A 15,799-nucleotide genomic window follows, 5' to 3' on the forward strand; every position below is an offset into this window, starting at 1 on the left:
AAGTCCAGTATCACCCACCACATATCGTTAAATTTCTTATTATATTCATGTACATTCTTAATTTCGCAATAAATCTCCTATCTTGAAACCAAACTATTTCAAAACGCTTGTTAAGCGACTAAACTATTCACAGCATATTTTATTATAAGTTATTCATTTGCATGAGTGTTAAGCCCTTTATCAACACCAAGATTTTAATTGTCGAAGAGCAGCCTTTGGCACTGAGCCATATGAAGCGCTCTTTGGAGCAATTAGACTTTAGGAATTTGAAATTTGCTGAACATGCACAAGCTGCGATTGAGCATTGTCGTATTGAAAAATTTGATTTAGTGATTTGCTCTTTTGATCTTACTAAGCGACAAGACGGTTACCAGCTTTATGAAGAACTAAAAAGTAAACGCCTCGTACGAAATGCGACCTCTTTTATTTTTGTCTCTGCAGAAACCGGTGGAGAGCTCGTTCATAGCGTGATTGAGCTACAGCCCGACGACTTTTTAGTTAAACCTTTTACCATTAAAGAGTTAAAAGGCCGGATTGAGCGCGTATTAAAGCGCAAGCGCTCATTAAAAAAAATATATACTTTTATTGATGATGGTAACGACTCCAAAGCTGTTAAGTTAATTGACATTGAATTAGATAAACGTGGTCATGCGTATAGCCCAATACTACTTAAACTAAAAGGCGAAGCTTTATTGCGGCTCAACCGTGTCAAAGATGCCAAAAATTTTTATAAGTCGGCGCTCAATTTACAAAAGTTCACTTGGGCAAAAATAGGCCTTATTGAAGCATTAATTGCTAACAACGAAGATGCCCTTGCACAACGCATGCTTAAAACTATGCTGGAGCGCTCTGAGACCCGTTTAATCGCCCTAGACCTACTAGGAAAACTGGAAATAAAGCTAAGCCAATTTGAAACAGCTCAGGGCTTTTTAAGCGAAGCATCCAAAATTGCACCACGTAATATTGACCGTCAAAAATCACTCAGTCGTATCGCGCTCATAAACCATGATTATGAACGAAGTTACCATGCGCAAAAAGACATTGCCCAATATGCCAAACATTCCATTCATGACAGTCCAGAGGTGTATTTAAACGCCGTAAGAGCCGGAATTGATTTTGCTTTGAGTACCGACAAAACCGAGCAAGTAAACCGTATAACGCGTCAGACTCAGCAGTATTTAGGGGAATTAAAAAAACAATTTCCAAATGCCGATAATCAAGCTCAAATTGATGTGCTCAATGCGCGAATACATTATTTAAAAGATGAAAGCAGAAATGCACGAAAGCTCATTGAGCAATTAGAAGATGAACCTTCAATACGGTCCTTAGATGCCTCACTAGACAAAGCAAAAGCGTACCATGAACTCGGCTTTCACCACAAAGCACAAGAGCTGTTTACGCAGATAGTCGCCCACTGCGAACGCCACGATAATGTGAGCGACCCAATTACAATGCACTATATTCAGCAGCAACAAAGTGAGCGTCGTGATATTACTATGGGACCTAAAGAATTGAATAACCATGCGGTTAATCAATTTAATCGAGGTCACTTAGATATGGCCCTTGAAGCATTCTCTCAGGCATTTAGGATCATGCCTAAAAATGCAAGCATTGGACTCAACTTGTTACAATGCTTGCTCGATAATACGGGTAAACATGGTCAGACATTCAATTCCACATTAGCGAAAAAATGTGTGTCTGCGCTTAATCAAAGCACGACTTTAGAACCCGAGCAAATAACCCGCCTCGATAAGCTCATGGCACAGCTCAATGAAATGGGGCTGTCCGTTGATTAACCCTATACCTTCACCATTGATAAGGCATTCACACAATAGCGTAAACCACTTGGTTTAGGCCCATCAGGAAACACATGGCCCAAATGGGCATCACATACATTACATACAATTTCAACACGTTGCATTGCATGAGAATTGTCGCCTATATAAGCAATGGCATTTTCTGCAGCTGGCTGTGTAAATGATGGCCAACCCGACCCACTGTCAAACTTTTCATATGCATTAAATAATAAGTTATCACAACACACACACGCATATTTACCAGATTCAAACAATGTGCAACTGCCACTGCTAAACGGCCGTTCAGTGCCTTTGTTGCGCGTAATATTATACACATCATCATCCAGCAGCATTTGCCACTGCTCAGGTGTTTTTTCAACCCGCTTATCGGGAGCTAGATTACCATCGTTAGTCAATCTTAATATATCGCGCCATTTTAGCATATTATTCACCTTTCATTGTTAGAGTGAAAACCAAATTACTGTATTACGTTTATGGCACCCTGTTTGGCTCAATTATGCAAAAGGACAATGCAAGAACTCTGTTCACAAACGCACATCATCATTACCTTATTTTTGTGTCTGAATTATATTAATTATATCCAAGCATTTTTGCATAAAAATCAAGCTTTTTTAGCGCTTTTTTCTGGTTCAGGCCAATCATTAAAAAAATGCTTTAGATAACGACTGCGTACTAAATATAAAATCACCCAAAGCAGCATCACCATCTGCACAGCAAGATATAACGAAAACTGATAGTAACTTTGTGATGCCTGTATAATAAGCCAACTAAGATCCGCCAGTGCAGCCACCAATAAAGGCCAACGCATATAACGCCAGTATTTTGCTAAATACCGTGAACTAGAAGGTCTGCGTAATGAAAAAATAATGGTGGGCACTAACGCGATAGCACCAATGCCTAAAGCAACAAAAAAATGGAGTTTGGTTTGAAAAAATAAAGACATAAAATCTAAATCAGGCCGACGAGCAATGGCAGAAAAGGCCCAAAGAAAATAAGCTCTAAGTAATACTATCAAAGTGAGATTAAACCCTATTGGGGTGCGATACACGCCGTACTTATCCCAATACTCAGGGCCATACTGTTTCATTATACAACTCCACTTATCGGCAAAAAGTTGACTCTCCTTCTTGCCGATAATACTTAACAGTCTTAAATATTATTCATGCTCTGCTAATAACTCAATCAGTGCATTTTCATCTAATATATCGATGCCTAAGTCCTGTGCTTTCGTCAATTTAGAACCGGCTTTCTCTCCCGCGACCAGAGCATGGGTATTTTTAGATACACTGCCCGCTACTTTGGCCCCCAGCGCCTGTAAACGCGCTTTCGCATCATTTCGATTTAGCTGTGTGAGAGTACCTGTTAATACATAAGTTAAGCCATCTAATGGCTGACTTTGTGTCGACTTTTCAGCAATCTCAGGCCAATTCACACCAACGTCAAGGAGTGCACTCACCACTGTTTGATTATGTGGTTCATTGAAAAAGGCATGTAAATGCTGAGCAACAATCACCCCCACATCATTGACCTCTTGAAGACTATCAATAGAGGCGGTTGATACATTTTCAAGGGTTAAATAATGATTCGCCAGATTTTGCGCTGTCGCTTCACCCACTTCTCGAATACCCAATGCATATAAAAACTTCGCCAACGACGTTGTTTTTGCATCTTCTAATGCGGCGACCAAGTTTTTTGCTGACTTAGGTCCCATGCGCTCAAGCGATTCAAAATGACCTTGTTTTAAAATAAATAAATCTGCAGGTGTATGTACAAGTTCTCTATCAACCAATTGTTCGACAATTTTGTCTCCCAACCCATCAATATCAAGCGCTTTACGTGATGAGAAATGTTTAATGGCTTGTTTACGCTGCGCTTGGCATACCAAACCGCCCGTGCAACGAGTTATCGCCTCCCCTTCTACCCGCTCAACGTGCGAGTCACACACAGGGCAAGTGTCTGGAAACGTAATATCACGCACCGTATCAGGGCGACGTTCTAATACCACTTGCGTTACTTGCGGGATCACATCCCCCGCACGGCGCACAATTACCGTGTCCCCAACTTTAACTCCTAACCGCTCTATTTCATCTCTGTTATGCAAGGTCGCATTAGATACCGTCACCCCTCCAACAAATACAGGGTCAAGCCTTGCCACAGGCGTTATTGCACCAGTACGCCCTACTTGAAATTCAACATCGAGTAACTGAGTAATTTCTTCTTGTGCCGGAAATTTAAAAGCAATTGCCCACCTTGGCGCTCGCGCAACAAAACCCAACTGCTGCTGATACGCTTTATTATTTACCTTGATCACCACGCCATCAATTTCATAGGCCAACTCTGAGCGTCGCTGCATAATATCTTGATAATAGGCCAGGGCATTATCCGCGCCTGACACGAGCTTAGTTTCAGGGCACATCGGTAAGCCCCATTCTTTTAACTGCTCTAATTGTCCAAAGTGTGTATCAGGCAATTCAGCCCCTGTGACCACCCCCATGGAATATGCATACATCATTAATGGCCGTTTTGCGGTGATCTTTGAGTCCAGCTGTCTAAGGCTACCTGCTGCAGCATTACGCGGATTAGCAAAGGTTTTTTCATCTTTTGCAGCAGCTGTTTCATTTAAACGGGCAAACCCGGCGTTATTCATAAATACTTCGCCGCGTACTTCCACTTCTTTTGGTATATTGTCACCGCGCAGGCGAAGCGGTATGTTACGAATTGTCTTAACATTCTCCGTAATATTCTCCCCCACTTGTCCATCGCCACGAGTGGCAGCTTGAACAAGCACTCCATCACGGTACAAAATAGAAACCGCTAACCCATCTAATTTGGGCTCACAGCAAAAGTCTAGTTCTTGATTTTCGAGCAACCGCTCTTTGATACGACGGTTAAACGCCGTAAATTCAGCTTCATCAAAAGCATTATCCAATGACAACATAGGGACCTGATGATTCACTTGATCGAACTTACCTAAGGCCTCCCCGCCGACTTTTTGCGAAGGTGAATCAGCCGTTAAATATTCAGGGTTTTCCTGCTCTAGCGACATTAATTCTCGCATGATACGGTCATATTCAGCATCAGGTATCGACGGGTTATCCATGACGTAATATTGATAATTATGCTCTTCTAATTGCTGCTTTAATGACTGGATTTGATTATTGATAGACTCTGACATCTTAACCTCTAAAAAACAAAAACCACGAGTAGGCACGGCTACTCGTGGTTTACAAAAATGGCTCTGACGCCCAACATTTTACTTAAACTGCATACTCACGTACTTTCTCAACGTAGGCACGCACTGCATTGACCGACAAAGGCTCACGACTACTGTCTAACACTGTCGCACCAAATTCATCAGCCAGTTTTTTTGCTGCACCGTGCAACATGTTAAATGCAGCGAGACTGTCACCTTCACACGGTAGGGTCATAAATAGGCTAACCCCTGCGGTACCAAATTGTTCCATATTATCAATGTCAAATGTGCCTGGATTGAACATATTAACTAAACGAAATAATACAGGCCCATTACCTGACGGCTCCACATGACGGTTAAAAAAGCCCTCATCTGAGTATTTAAAGCCTAAACTTAATACTGCTGGCAAGAGCCTTGAACCTGCCATTGTTAACCCTTCTGGCATCGCAATGTGTAATATAATGAAATCAGATGGTTCTGAGTGGGCCTGTGTGCTTGATTCTGCGCCAGAGTCTACCTGCGTATTTTGCTGTGTTTGCACTGTGGCAGTGTCAGCATCTTTCGTCGCAATAGGCTCATCATCTAAGGCAGCGAAGTTCAACTCACCAATGTCTGGTTCATCGTTACTTTGTATTGACGAAGGCTGCTCAACTTGAGGCTCCGCCTCTTGTTCTCGTTGTTGCTCATCAGGTTGATCCTTTTTACGCACCGACCATAAACCATGGATCAGTAATCCACCAATTACTAATGCGCTGATCACGATTAACGCCCATCTCAATTCTGTGGCCATTGCTCACCTTTTTTTATTCTCATGCTTGTGCCATTTGCACTGCTTGTTCTATGTCAACGGCAACCATTCTCGAAACACCAGGTTCCGCCATAGTTACCCCCGTCAGCTTACCAGCCATTTCCATTGCAATTTTGTTATGGCTAATATAAATAAATTGTACCGTTTGAGACATTTCCTCAACTAAACGACAAAAACGTCCGACGTTTGCATCATCTAACGGTGCATCAACCTCATCTAGCATACAAAACGGTGCCGGATTCAGTCTAAATATCGAAAACACCAATGATAATGCGGTCAGCGCTTTTTCTCCACCACTTAACAGATGAATTGTTGAGTTTTTCTTTCCTGGTGGTCTTGCCATGATGCTTACACCACTTTCTAGCAAGTCATCACTGGTTAACTCTAAGTATGCACTACCTCCTCCAAAAACTTTAGGAAATAACTCTTTTAAATCATCATTTATTTGATCAAATGTCGCCTTAAAGCGAATTTTGGTCTCTTTATCTATTTTTCTGATCGCATTCTCTAATGTTTTTAATGCTGAGGTTAAATCATCAAGTTGGCTATCTAGGTAACGCTTCCTTTTGCTCGCTTCATCAAATTCGCTGATTGCCGCTAAATTTACTGCGCCCAAAGCCTGTAATGCGTCCAAAGCTGTATTTAACTGTAATTGTAGCGCGTTAACATTACTATTTTCAGGCAATGTCGCCAAGACGTCATGCACATTTTGCTCTAAACTCTCTAGCGGCTCTAACGCAGCTTGTGCTTTAATCGCCAAACCTTGCTCATCTAATTGATGTTTTTGTAGCAGCTCTCGTAAACGTGCAACCTCACTGGTCGCCCCTTTTAACGCAATTTGCTTTTCTTGTAGCTGTACTTTCGCGTGTTGTAATTGCTGTTGCAAGTCATCTAATATCTTTTGTTGCTTAGACTGACTTGATAGCAATTGCGTGATACTGTCATCGATGTCTTTCATCGGTGTGGTTAATCGTTGCAGCGCCTCATTCACTCTTTGAGACTGCTCAAAAGCGAGAGTATAACCTTTTTCACTGTGTACTACTTTTGATTGAATTAATTGCCAAGCACTTTTAGCTTGCTGCTCTGCGAGCGTCGCTGAATGCAGCTTTTTTAGTCCTAATTCTTTATTAATGAGGGCTTGCTTTTGTTCACTTTTTTTCAGCTCAAATTGCTCTTTTAACTGTAAACATTGAGATTGATGCTGCGACAGCCTTGTTTTGGAATCGGTATAAGCTTGCTCTGCATTATTTAAGTCTATTTGATCATTCGCCAAATGCCCGTTTAATATTTGCAGCTTGTTCTGCAAAGACTCATAACTTTCACGCCACTGGCTACTTTGTTGCTTTAGTATTTCATGGCGAGATTGCAATGCCGCAACCTGCTGAGACAACTGATGTACTTGCTCTTTATTGTCTGCTTGGGCTGACTGGCGGTCCGCTAATTGCGTTTTGAGTGTTAAGACATCTTGCTCTATTAAAGCTAATTTAGCGACGACGTTAGGTAACCTTTCCTCAAGCGTTCTCAACCGTGCATGTTGGCTTAATATGCTGTCTTGCTCGTCATTTTTTATTGTTGCACGCCAATTATCCCCATGTAACCCGCCAGATAAATCAATACCAAAAATCCACTGTTCATGAGTATTAAATGAACCGTTACTTTCTATCAGTTGCACTCTGTTTAACAATGATGGGTAAATATCACTTTCAATGAATTGTGCTACTGAGCCTACTTTAGCTTGTTGCGCAAATGGCCAGACCGCATTATCAGCTGGGCTGTCTGTGACGTTTAACGTACTCAACCCTAACAGAGCACGCTCCACCAGCATCTCAAAACCCGCTGTCACTCTTAAAGTGCTCAGCAAGTTCCGGTGTTCGTCTGTATTTGTTACCGCTAAGACGGTCGCCAATGCATCTATATTAGCGATTAAATGCGTATGCACCTGTTGCTGCTCTTTGAGTGCTTGCTGTGCTCCGTTGTGCTGCTGAGTAAGGGTGTTAATCTGTGAAGTAAGCACGTGTCCAACAGCATGTAATTGAGCAACTTTCTGTGTTTTGTCAACAAGCGCTTGCTGGTCTTGCTTGCTTTTCTCTCGAGGGTCATCAGCAACCAAAGCATTCACTTGATCGGTCAGTTCTTGTTGCTTTTCTTGGTTGTGCTTGTGAGATTGCTGAGCCTGAAGATAGTGCTGTTCTTTTTTAGTATATTCAGCTTGGTATTGTTCAAGTAACCCAATAGACGTCTGCAATTTTATTTCATCAGCTTGGTTTTTTGACAACAACTCATCATGTATGTGTTGATATTCATCTAGCTGCAATTGCGTAATTAACTGACTTTCAATACTCTCTTGTAATTGTTCATGAGATTCAGTTGCTTCAACCTTGAGTGCGGTCAATTGTACCTGAGCGTCAGCTGTGTCTGCTTTATAGATAATCGCCTGCTTTTGCAGCTCGCTATGCTTATCCACTAAATGTATTTTCTGCTGCTCAGCCTTGGTCAAATTAGTATGAATTTGATGAATACTGAGTTGTTGTTCTGCGATCCCGTCATTTAGATGTGTTACTTGCCCTTCCAGTGCAGCAAGCACGTCATGATGACCGCTATGCGCAGTATTTAAAAATGTAATCTCAGATTGTACTTTTGTGATGTGCTGTAATCTTTGTTGCTGCTTTTGATGAAAACTCTGCCACTTTAAAACCGCTAATTGACCTTTGTAAGTCCGTTCTTGTTGCTTCAATGCACGATAATATTGTGCGTCTTTTGCCTGTATCGCTAAACGATCTAGCTGCAATTGTAGCTCTTTGCGTACATCAAGTAATCGTTCTAAGTTCTCTCGAGTATTTTTAATCCTTGTTTGCGTCTCTCTTCGGCGCTCTTTATATTTAGATACGCCCGCAGCCTCTTCAAGAAAAACACGCAACTCTTGGGGTTTACTCTCTATCAGCCGCGAGATCATGCCCTGCTCAATAATTGCGTAACTGCGAGGTCCCAGACCTGTGCCTAAAAAGATATCGGTAATATCTCGCTTTCGGCACTTGCTGCCATTAAGAAAATACAAGGATTGGCCATCGCGCGTCACCAGTCTTTTAATTGATACCGTGTTACGATCGGCTAATGTACCTGGTAAACGGCCTTGGGCATTGTCAAACATCAACTCTACAGATGCCTGTGATATCGGCTTACGGTGTGTTGATCCATTAAAAATGACATCGGTCATCGCATCACCGCGTAAGTTTTTCGCCGAACTTTCACCGAGCACCCACCGCACGGCATCAATGACATTCGATTTGCCACAGCCATTAGGGCCAACAACACACGTCATCTCATCAAGAAAGGGGATTTTTGTTGGCTCAACAAAAGACTTAAAACCCGCAAGTTTAATACTACTTAAGCGCATATGCTAATTAGCTACTCATCAAAATAAAGGGCTATAAATCAAACATAGTTACTTCTGGCGTTTCATATTATCTAAAATAATACCTGTCGCCATAGCCACATTAAGAGACTCTGCAACACCAAACGCTGGAATGGTGATCGGAGTATTTATGTACTTACCGACAGGCTCACGTATACCATGCGATTCGCTTCCCATAACGAGTACACCACGCGCAGAAAAAGCTGTGTTATGTACATTTTCACCATTTAAATATGCGCCATAAATATCACCTGAGTAAGACGCTAAAAACTCAGGAAGGTCACAACGTACAACATCAATACGTACAAAAGAACCCATCGTAGCGCTGATCACTTTGGGGTTTAGGTGGTCAGCACAATCGTCACTGACAATGACCTGATTTAGTCCATACCAATCAGCCAACCGAATAATCGTACCAAGGTTACCTGGATCAGACACGCCATCGAGTGCTAATACGATCCCTGATGTATCAACTTGTGCATTTTCAGGAAATGGGACAATTGCAATCGCAGCGTTATTACTCACTAAAGTGCTGACTTTTGATAAACTGTCACTGTCAGTTTCTGTACAGGTCACGCCAGCTAACTTTACTGAATGCGCAGATAAAAACTCCGTAGTCGCAAAAAGGTGTACTACTTTCAATCCAGCATCAAGAAGCTCCAAGATGTTTTTCTCACCCTGAACTAAATACTGCTGATATTGTTTTCTATATTTTTTTTGTGCTAAAGCACGTAAGAGTTTCGATTGATTTTTAGAGAGCATAGCTACCTCAATGTCCTGAGGGAGAGATTATACCTGAGCAGAGAAATAATGCGAGAAACACCTAGCTTAGTGTTTATTAAAATTAAGCAATCTTTTTGTATGTATCAAACTACCGATACAATAATAACAGCGCCACAAAGGCGCTGTTATTATTTCGAAGTTCTAATTAACGAAAGTTAACCGTCACTTCTTCAGAGCAAACATCAGCAGATACACAGACTTTGTACACATATTGTTCTTGCGTCGCACGACGAATAAAGTCTCTATATAAGCCAGTATTAGCCGTAGTCGATACCTTTTCACCATCACGATACACGTCTACTGTCTCACTCGCTGCACCTTGATACGCCAGCTCTATTCGGGCGAAGCCAAGTCGAGTTTTATTAGCACGCTTTAACTTCAATTCCACAGCCGTCTCAGCAACAGAAACTTCCATAACTTTAGAATCTGTTAAACCCTCAGCATCCGTCACTGTTAACATAACCTGATAAGTACCGGCTGCCGCATACGCATGCATTGGACTTTGCTCCGTCGATGTATTGCCGTCACCAAAGTCCCACGCCCAAGATGCAATATCATTGTTCGCATCACGACTACCATCAGTAAAGTTTACCTGCAACAAATCAGACGTATAAGAAAAGTTTGCTTCTGGTGCTGCAGGAGCAACTTCACCAATGCCAGTTAATGTTACAGCCCACTGATTGACAGTCCCTGTATCTTCAGCATATGTATCAACAACTTTTAACGTCCAATCACCTTGTGCAACTTCACCGTTAAAGGCATTTGATGCAAATGATTTATTAATATCATCAGAACTACCACCAGCTTTGTTGTGCAGTGTTGCAGTAGTACCAGATGGAGAAGTTAATGTAACGACTAAATCGCCAATATAAGTGTGTGTAATATCAATAAACGTTTCTGAACCAAAAACGGTAATTTCGTCTGGTATACTGATAACAGAAGTTACACCAGCCGGATCATTATCAGGGATGTCAACTTTTTCATTATTGCTATATTCAAACTCAGTTAACCCTTGTGGATTAACATAGAGTGACACTTGGCTCTGCTTGGCCAAATCACCACTCGTCGCATCAATTGTGAATGAGTAACTGCCCCACGGCGTATCTGCTTGCGTTGGCGCACTGAGTGTAAATGAGCCACCAGGTTGGACAGTACTTGCTGATAACACCGCTCCATCTAAATCACTGGTTACTGCTAAACTAATATCGCCTGTCCAGCCAGCAATAGCTGAGACTTCAAAGGTGTATGTTACTGTGTCGCCTGCAACAATTTCCTGAGATGCAGGTGTTGCAGATAATCTGAAACCAGGCGTTGGATCCGCTTGCTCTAGCGCTGTCGCAACATTTAAACGTTTACCAGATACCGTTTTCCCAGCTAATGCCGCATTATCGTCACCTGAATTCATAAGCAATGCTTTAAGCTCGGCGGTTGTTAAGTCTGGGTTCACTGATAAAGCAAGTGCCGCCGCACCCGCAACATGCGGCGTTGCCATAGATGTACCTGAGAAGCTATCATAGCCACCACCAGGAACAGTCGATACAATCGCCGAGCCCGGCGCGCCTAAATCAACACTGTTTAAACCCCATTGCGAGAAGCTCGACATAGCATCTGTATGCGTCGTACTTGCTACTGATAAGACTGACTCATGCTCATAGCTTGATGGATAGTGTGGGTTAGAATCATTATCAACTGCACTATTACCAGCCGCTGCGACAAATAAAATTCCCGCTTCTTCAGATGCCGTTAATGCATCAGATAGCGCTTGGCTAAAACCACCACCGCCCCAGCTGTTGTTTGATACTCGAACATCAACACCCGCATTTTTAAGCCCGACTAAATAGTCAATACACTTAATGGCATTAGCAGAAGAGCCACTCCCGTTTGAGTCTAAAAATTTACAGCCAACGATAGACACTTGTTGGTTTACTCCAACCACGCCTACTCCGTCATTACCCACGGCACCAATAGTCCCTGCAACATGAGAACCATGGCCTTGGTCATCCATTGGATCACCTGCATCGGTAATGGCATTTATGCCATGTACGTCATCAATAAAGCCGTTATTGTCATTATCAATACCATCTCCTGCAATTTCATTTGGGTTAACCCACATATTAGCAGCCAGATCTGGGTGCGTATGGTCAACACCGGTGTCAATAACACCCACAATCACATCTCGGCTACCAATCGAAATATCCCATGCCTCTACCGCATCAATATCTGCGTCAGCCGTACCACCCGTTTGACCTGTGTTATGAAGGCCCCACAGTTCGGAAAACTTAGGATCGTCTGGCATCGCTTGGATTGATAATTGATAGTTAGGCTCAACATATTGAACAGCTGCATGAGAGGCAAGCGCCTTTATCGCCGCTTTAGGGTTGGTTTTATCAAGTTTAAATTGAGCTAAGCGACCTTTGAGTACATTTTTATAGCCATCATCAACTTCATCTTTATTTACATCAGTGATTTTTGCATTCACTAATTGGCGTGCAGCTAACCTTTGCGCTTTACTTGCACTTTCTTTAAATACGACGATAACAGAATCGTCAGCCGCGCTCATTCGCTCTGTATTAGTATTCATATTGATCGCAGCCTGTGAAAGGCAAGGTAATAACGCAAGCGTCAAGGCAGATAGTTTTAATTTCATTGTTAGATCCAATATTTTCTCATAACGTTGAATACGACAGGGTCTCGTCTTTGACGTTATTAATTAATTTAAAGTGTTAAATCACACTCGTTTTTAGATCTCTCAATATCAACAAAGCCCTATGTTCCATGTGACTTTTTTGAACGTAGCCTTATATATCAAGCTACAGCAAACAAGACACATTACTAGGTCAGCATTCCTAGTAAAAACATAAGGTATTTAATATAAGCAACGCTATTAGATAACAATAAAAAGATTGAAGCTGCAAGCGTAAAACTGAAAAACAGTAAAAACAGATTAGTCTTATTTATAAATACATAATTTTAACAAAATAGTATGAAGTTAAGCAGTTTTCCCCCACTCTAAAACCCAACCTTTTTTACTGAAAAAGTATAAAAGTCCATAAGAAACAGATAAAACCCTGATTTTAATCAATAAATAAATCAAAAAAATTACCTATATATTATCCATTACGGCTTTATTACAGTGAGCTCAAGTCATTAAAACAGACGCACGAAAAATAAAATGGTTACAATGAGATACAAAAACATAACAAAAAAGAATCAAGCTCTATCACAGAGCTGTTTTACTTCATTGCTATGTACCATACTATCTTGTGTATCGTTAAAAATTAGTGCCAGCGACTATGACTTAAAAGAATCTCCTTTATCAGTCAGCATAAATCCGTCTTTTTTATCTAAAGCACAACACATCCACACCAATGCTTTAGTAAATCAAATCGGTACATTTAATAAAGCAACAATATTTCAATCTAACGACGAATTGAACTCAATTAACGTACAACAGCTTGGTACAGGTAACCTTGCCGACATTACACAATTGGGCTCAAACAATCGCATCAACCTTTTGCAACAAGGCAGTTATAACTCAGCTGTGATAATTCAAGAAGGTCATGCCAACATCGTCAACTTAACGCAATTAGGGCAACAGTCATTCATTATTCATCAGCAGGGTAATGAGATGGTCGTAGATGTCAGCGTTACAAAATAATTCACTATAGAACAGGATATTACTATGCTAAAAAAATCTCTAATTACATGTGCCGTTGCATTGGCGCTAGGTTATGGCAACGTAGCTGTAGCAAATGACTCAAAAGACACGAGCCATTCAATTACGTCTGACTTTATGGCAAATGCACAACAAAACAAAGTGGAGATCTCACAAAAATCGATTAACCCAGCCAATGGTAACAACGCAACGGTAGAGCAAACAGGTAATATTAATGGGGCTCAGTTGGCCGTTGAAGGTGATGACAACCAATTAAGCTCTGTACAAGCCGGTGATAACAACTTACAAACAACCAGCGTGAATGGTAACAGTAACCATATTGCTAATAATCAAAATGGTAGCGATGCTAAAACTCAAATTGAAATCGCTGGTAACGCTAACATGCTTGCTATCACGCAAGAAGGTGCTGCGGGTTTAGGTAATATTGGCAGTCAAGTGATAACCACTATTAATGGTGATGACAACCTTATTAGCATAGAACAAGGTGACGGTGGACACTGGGCATTTATCAGAGACTTACAAGGCAATGAAAATGAAATAAACGTTCTCCAAAATGGCGAGTGGGGTGAAGTTCACCTAAATAGCATCGTAGGCGATGACAACGAAATTGATGTTGAGCAAGATGGCTTTTGGAATATAGCGACGATTGAATCGCTACAGGGCGAAGAAAATGAAATTGACTTCGAACAAGTCGGTGACAGAAACCGCCTTACTATTGAAGCATTATCAGGTGATGATAACGATATCAAAGTTGAGCAAATTGGTAATAGTAATAACATCGCCCTCACCAGTGTGTCGGGCTTAGATCACAGTATTTCTGTAGAACAACGAGGCAATGACAACAAACTAATTAGCAGTGACATCACTGGTAATGAAAATGATATTAGAGCAAGCCAAGTAGGTAACGAAAACATCGTAGAGTTAGCCGCAGGCATAAATGGTAATGAAAATAACGTATTTTTAGAGCAAGACGGCAGTACAAATACGCTTTCCAGCGGGCTTTTTGCAGGAAATGATAACAAAGTATCCGCCGAGCAGACTGGCTTTGCCAATCAACTACAATTCGATATTCAAGGCAATAACAATGAATTGAATGTTACGCAAAGTGGTAACGAAAACACAGCATATTTAGGAGTTGTTGGAGATAACAATACCTTCTCTGCAATTCAAGAAGAGCAAGGTAACAATACACATATCGCTAACTTTAATGGTTCAGACAATAATTTCCAAACTATTCAAGTTGCAGGCACTGGTAATCACGCAACAATTCAAACGTCTTATCCTGATACGTCTTTAGAAACATCGTCTAATAACATTCAACTTTCTCAAACTGGCAGTGACAATGACACGAGTATTACCTTAAGCAGCGTTGTTCCTAGCAATGATAATTCGATTTTGACAAGTCAAGTTGGTAACCTGAATGCATTAGACCTCATGCTTGAAGGTACCGGCAATAGCGTAGACATTGCACAAATTGGTGACATGAACGTTGTGGCTGGTATTGATAATGGCGCTTTCTTGTTAGCCGGTAATGATTTGAGTCTAACAATCAGCCAAACAGGTACTGGTAACTTAGTTGAAGGCGGTATGTCACAACTTAATGGTGATGTATCAGTTACTCAAGTGGGTGATTTCAATACTACAACCATTACACAAAAGTAACTTTAATATGAATGAGCAGTGTGAAAACTTCACACTGCTTTTCTAATAACAAAAGTGGTCATTATGAATGCGGTACTGAAACATTTCTTTTTCATAATATGTATTATCACCAGCCCATTGCATGCCAAGGAGGAAATTGGTGGTTTTTTGCTTGATCAAAGCATCAGCCGATCCGGCTATGAATTTTACACCCAATTAAGTATGCTATGGCAAGACATTCCCAATACGTCCGGTGCAAATGTGGTAATTAAAGAAACTTTAATTCCGCGGGCTGGCACCGTATTAACGATAGAACTCAATAATACCATTGTTTACAAAACATTCATGGGTAGACGACTCAAGCCCATTGATGAACAAGTCGAGCAAGCAGCCATAACACTCGTCAATCTTATTGCCTCAAATAACTTTAGTGAATTTAGCCAAGATATGGCTATCAGTGGTCTTTAAC

General features: G+C 41.2%; 11 protein-coding genes. 4 read left to right on the forward strand and 7 right to left on the reverse strand.

The genetic code is table 11. The annotated features are described in order from the left end of the window. Positions 1-161 precede the first annotated feature (161 nt). Positions 162-1,796 (forward strand): tetratricopeptide repeat-containing response regulator, encoded by a 1,635-nt coding sequence (locus CWC18_RS11655; protein ID WP_138591951.1) that lies wholly within the window; start codon positions 162-164, stop codon positions 1,794-1,796. A 2-nt stretch (positions 1,797-1,798) separates the two neighbouring features. Here CWC18_RS11655 and msrB read toward each other — a convergent pair whose 3' ends face one another. The 7 genes from msrB to CWC18_RS11690 form a co-directional block, all read right to left on the reverse strand. Further along, positions 1,799-2,239: a peptide-methionine (R)-S-oxide reductase MsrB gene (gene msrB / locus CWC18_RS11660; protein WP_138591950.1), complete on the reverse strand. Its 441-nt coding sequence runs from the start codon at positions 2,237-2,239 to the stop codon at positions 1,799-1,801. Between the two features lie 179 nt (positions 2,240-2,418). After that, a complete protein-coding gene (locus CWC18_RS11665) occupies positions 2,419-2,904 on the reverse strand; it encodes a DUF2919 domain-containing protein (RefSeq protein ID WP_138675304.1) in 486 nt (161 codons plus the stop codon). A gap of 69 nt (positions 2,905-2,973) precedes the next feature. Beyond that, a complete protein-coding gene (gene ligA / locus CWC18_RS11670) occupies positions 2,974-4,992 on the reverse strand; it encodes an NAD-dependent DNA ligase LigA (RefSeq protein WP_138675305.1) in 2,019 nt (672 codons plus the stop codon). Between the two features lie 82 nt (positions 4,993-5,074). Further along, a complete protein-coding gene (gene zipA / locus CWC18_RS11675; protein WP_138591947.1) occupies positions 5,075-5,800 on the reverse strand; it encodes a cell division protein ZipA in 726 nt (241 codons plus the stop codon). A gap of 19 nt (positions 5,801-5,819) precedes the next feature. After that, positions 5,820-9,212, reverse strand: coding sequence for a chromosome segregation SMC family protein (locus tag CWC18_RS11680; protein ID WP_138591946.1), 3,393 nt, complete (start codon positions 9,210-9,212; stop codon positions 5,820-5,822). A gap of 48 nt (positions 9,213-9,260) precedes the next feature. After that, on the reverse strand, positions 9,261-9,992 hold the full coding sequence (locus CWC18_RS11685; RefSeq protein WP_138675306.1) for a TrmH family RNA methyltransferase: 732 nt from the start codon (positions 9,990-9,992) through the stop codon (positions 9,261-9,263). 166 nt (positions 9,993-10,158) lie between these two features. After that, entirely contained in the window at positions 10,159-12,660 is a 2,502-nt protein-coding gene (locus tag CWC18_RS11690; protein ID WP_138591944.1) for a S8 family serine peptidase, read from the reverse strand. Positions 12,661-13,194: 534 nt separating this feature from the next. On the opposite strand from CWC18_RS11690, the gene CWC18_RS11695 reads away from it, so the two are divergent. From CWC18_RS11695 to CWC18_RS11705, 3 genes are all read left to right on the forward strand, one after another. Then, on the forward strand, positions 13,195-13,671 hold the full coding sequence (locus tag CWC18_RS11695; RefSeq protein ID WP_171041094.1) for a hypothetical protein: 477 nt from the start codon (positions 13,195-13,197) through the stop codon (positions 13,669-13,671). Between the two features lie 24 nt (positions 13,672-13,695). Then, positions 13,696-15,351 (forward strand): curlin repeat-containing protein, encoded by a 1,656-nt coding sequence (locus CWC18_RS11700; protein WP_138591942.1) that lies wholly within the window; start codon positions 13,696-13,698, stop codon positions 15,349-15,351. A gap of 63 nt (positions 15,352-15,414) precedes the next feature. After that, positions 15,415-15,798, forward strand: coding sequence for a CsgE family curli-type amyloid fiber assembly protein (locus CWC18_RS11705; RefSeq protein WP_138591941.1), 384 nt, complete (start codon positions 15,415-15,417; stop codon positions 15,796-15,798). Position 15,799 lies beyond the last annotated feature (1 nt).

This window comes from Pseudoalteromonas aurantia (genome assembly GCF_005886875.1).
Classification (GTDB): domain Bacteria; phylum Pseudomonadota; class Gammaproteobacteria; order Enterobacterales; family Alteromonadaceae; genus Pseudoalteromonas; species Pseudoalteromonas aurantia_A.

Excerpts from the sequence above, each read along its gene's own strand:
- CWC18_RS11655 (WP_138591951.1), top strand. The coding sequence starts at position 162 with ATGAGTGTTAAGCCCTTTATCAACACCAAGATTTTAATTGTCGAAGAG.
- msrB (WP_138591950.1), bottom strand. The coding sequence starts at position 2,239 with ATGCTAAAATGGCGCGATATATTAAGATTGACTAACGATGGTAATCTA.
- CWC18_RS11665 (WP_138675304.1), bottom strand. The coding sequence starts at position 2,904 with ATGAAACAGTATGGCCCTGAGTATTGGGATAAGTACGGCGTGTATCGC.
- ligA (WP_138675305.1), bottom strand. The coding sequence starts at position 4,992 with ATGTCAGAGTCTATCAATAATCAAATCCAGTCATTAAAGCAGCAATTA.
- zipA (WP_138591947.1), bottom strand. The coding sequence starts at position 5,800 with ATGGCCACAGAATTGAGATGGGCGTTAATCGTGATCAGCGCATTAGTA.
- CWC18_RS11680 (WP_138591946.1), bottom strand. The coding sequence starts at position 9,212 with ATGCGCTTAAGTAGTATTAAACTTGCGGGTTTTAAGTCTTTTGTTGAG.
- CWC18_RS11685 (WP_138675306.1), bottom strand. The coding sequence starts at position 9,992 with ATGCTCTCTAAAAATCAATCGAAACTCTTACGTGCTTTAGCACAAAAA.
- CWC18_RS11690 (WP_138591944.1), bottom strand. The coding sequence starts at position 12,660 with ATGAAATTAAAACTATCTGCCTTGACGCTTGCGTTATTACCTTGCCTT.
- CWC18_RS11695 (WP_171041094.1), top strand. The coding sequence starts at position 13,195 with ATGAGATACAAAAACATAACAAAAAAGAATCAAGCTCTATCACAGAGC.
- CWC18_RS11700 (WP_138591942.1), top strand. The coding sequence starts at position 13,696 with ATGCTAAAAAAATCTCTAATTACATGTGCCGTTGCATTGGCGCTAGGT.
- CWC18_RS11705 (WP_138591941.1), top strand. The coding sequence starts at position 15,415 with ATGAATGCGGTACTGAAACATTTCTTTTTCATAATATGTATTATCACC.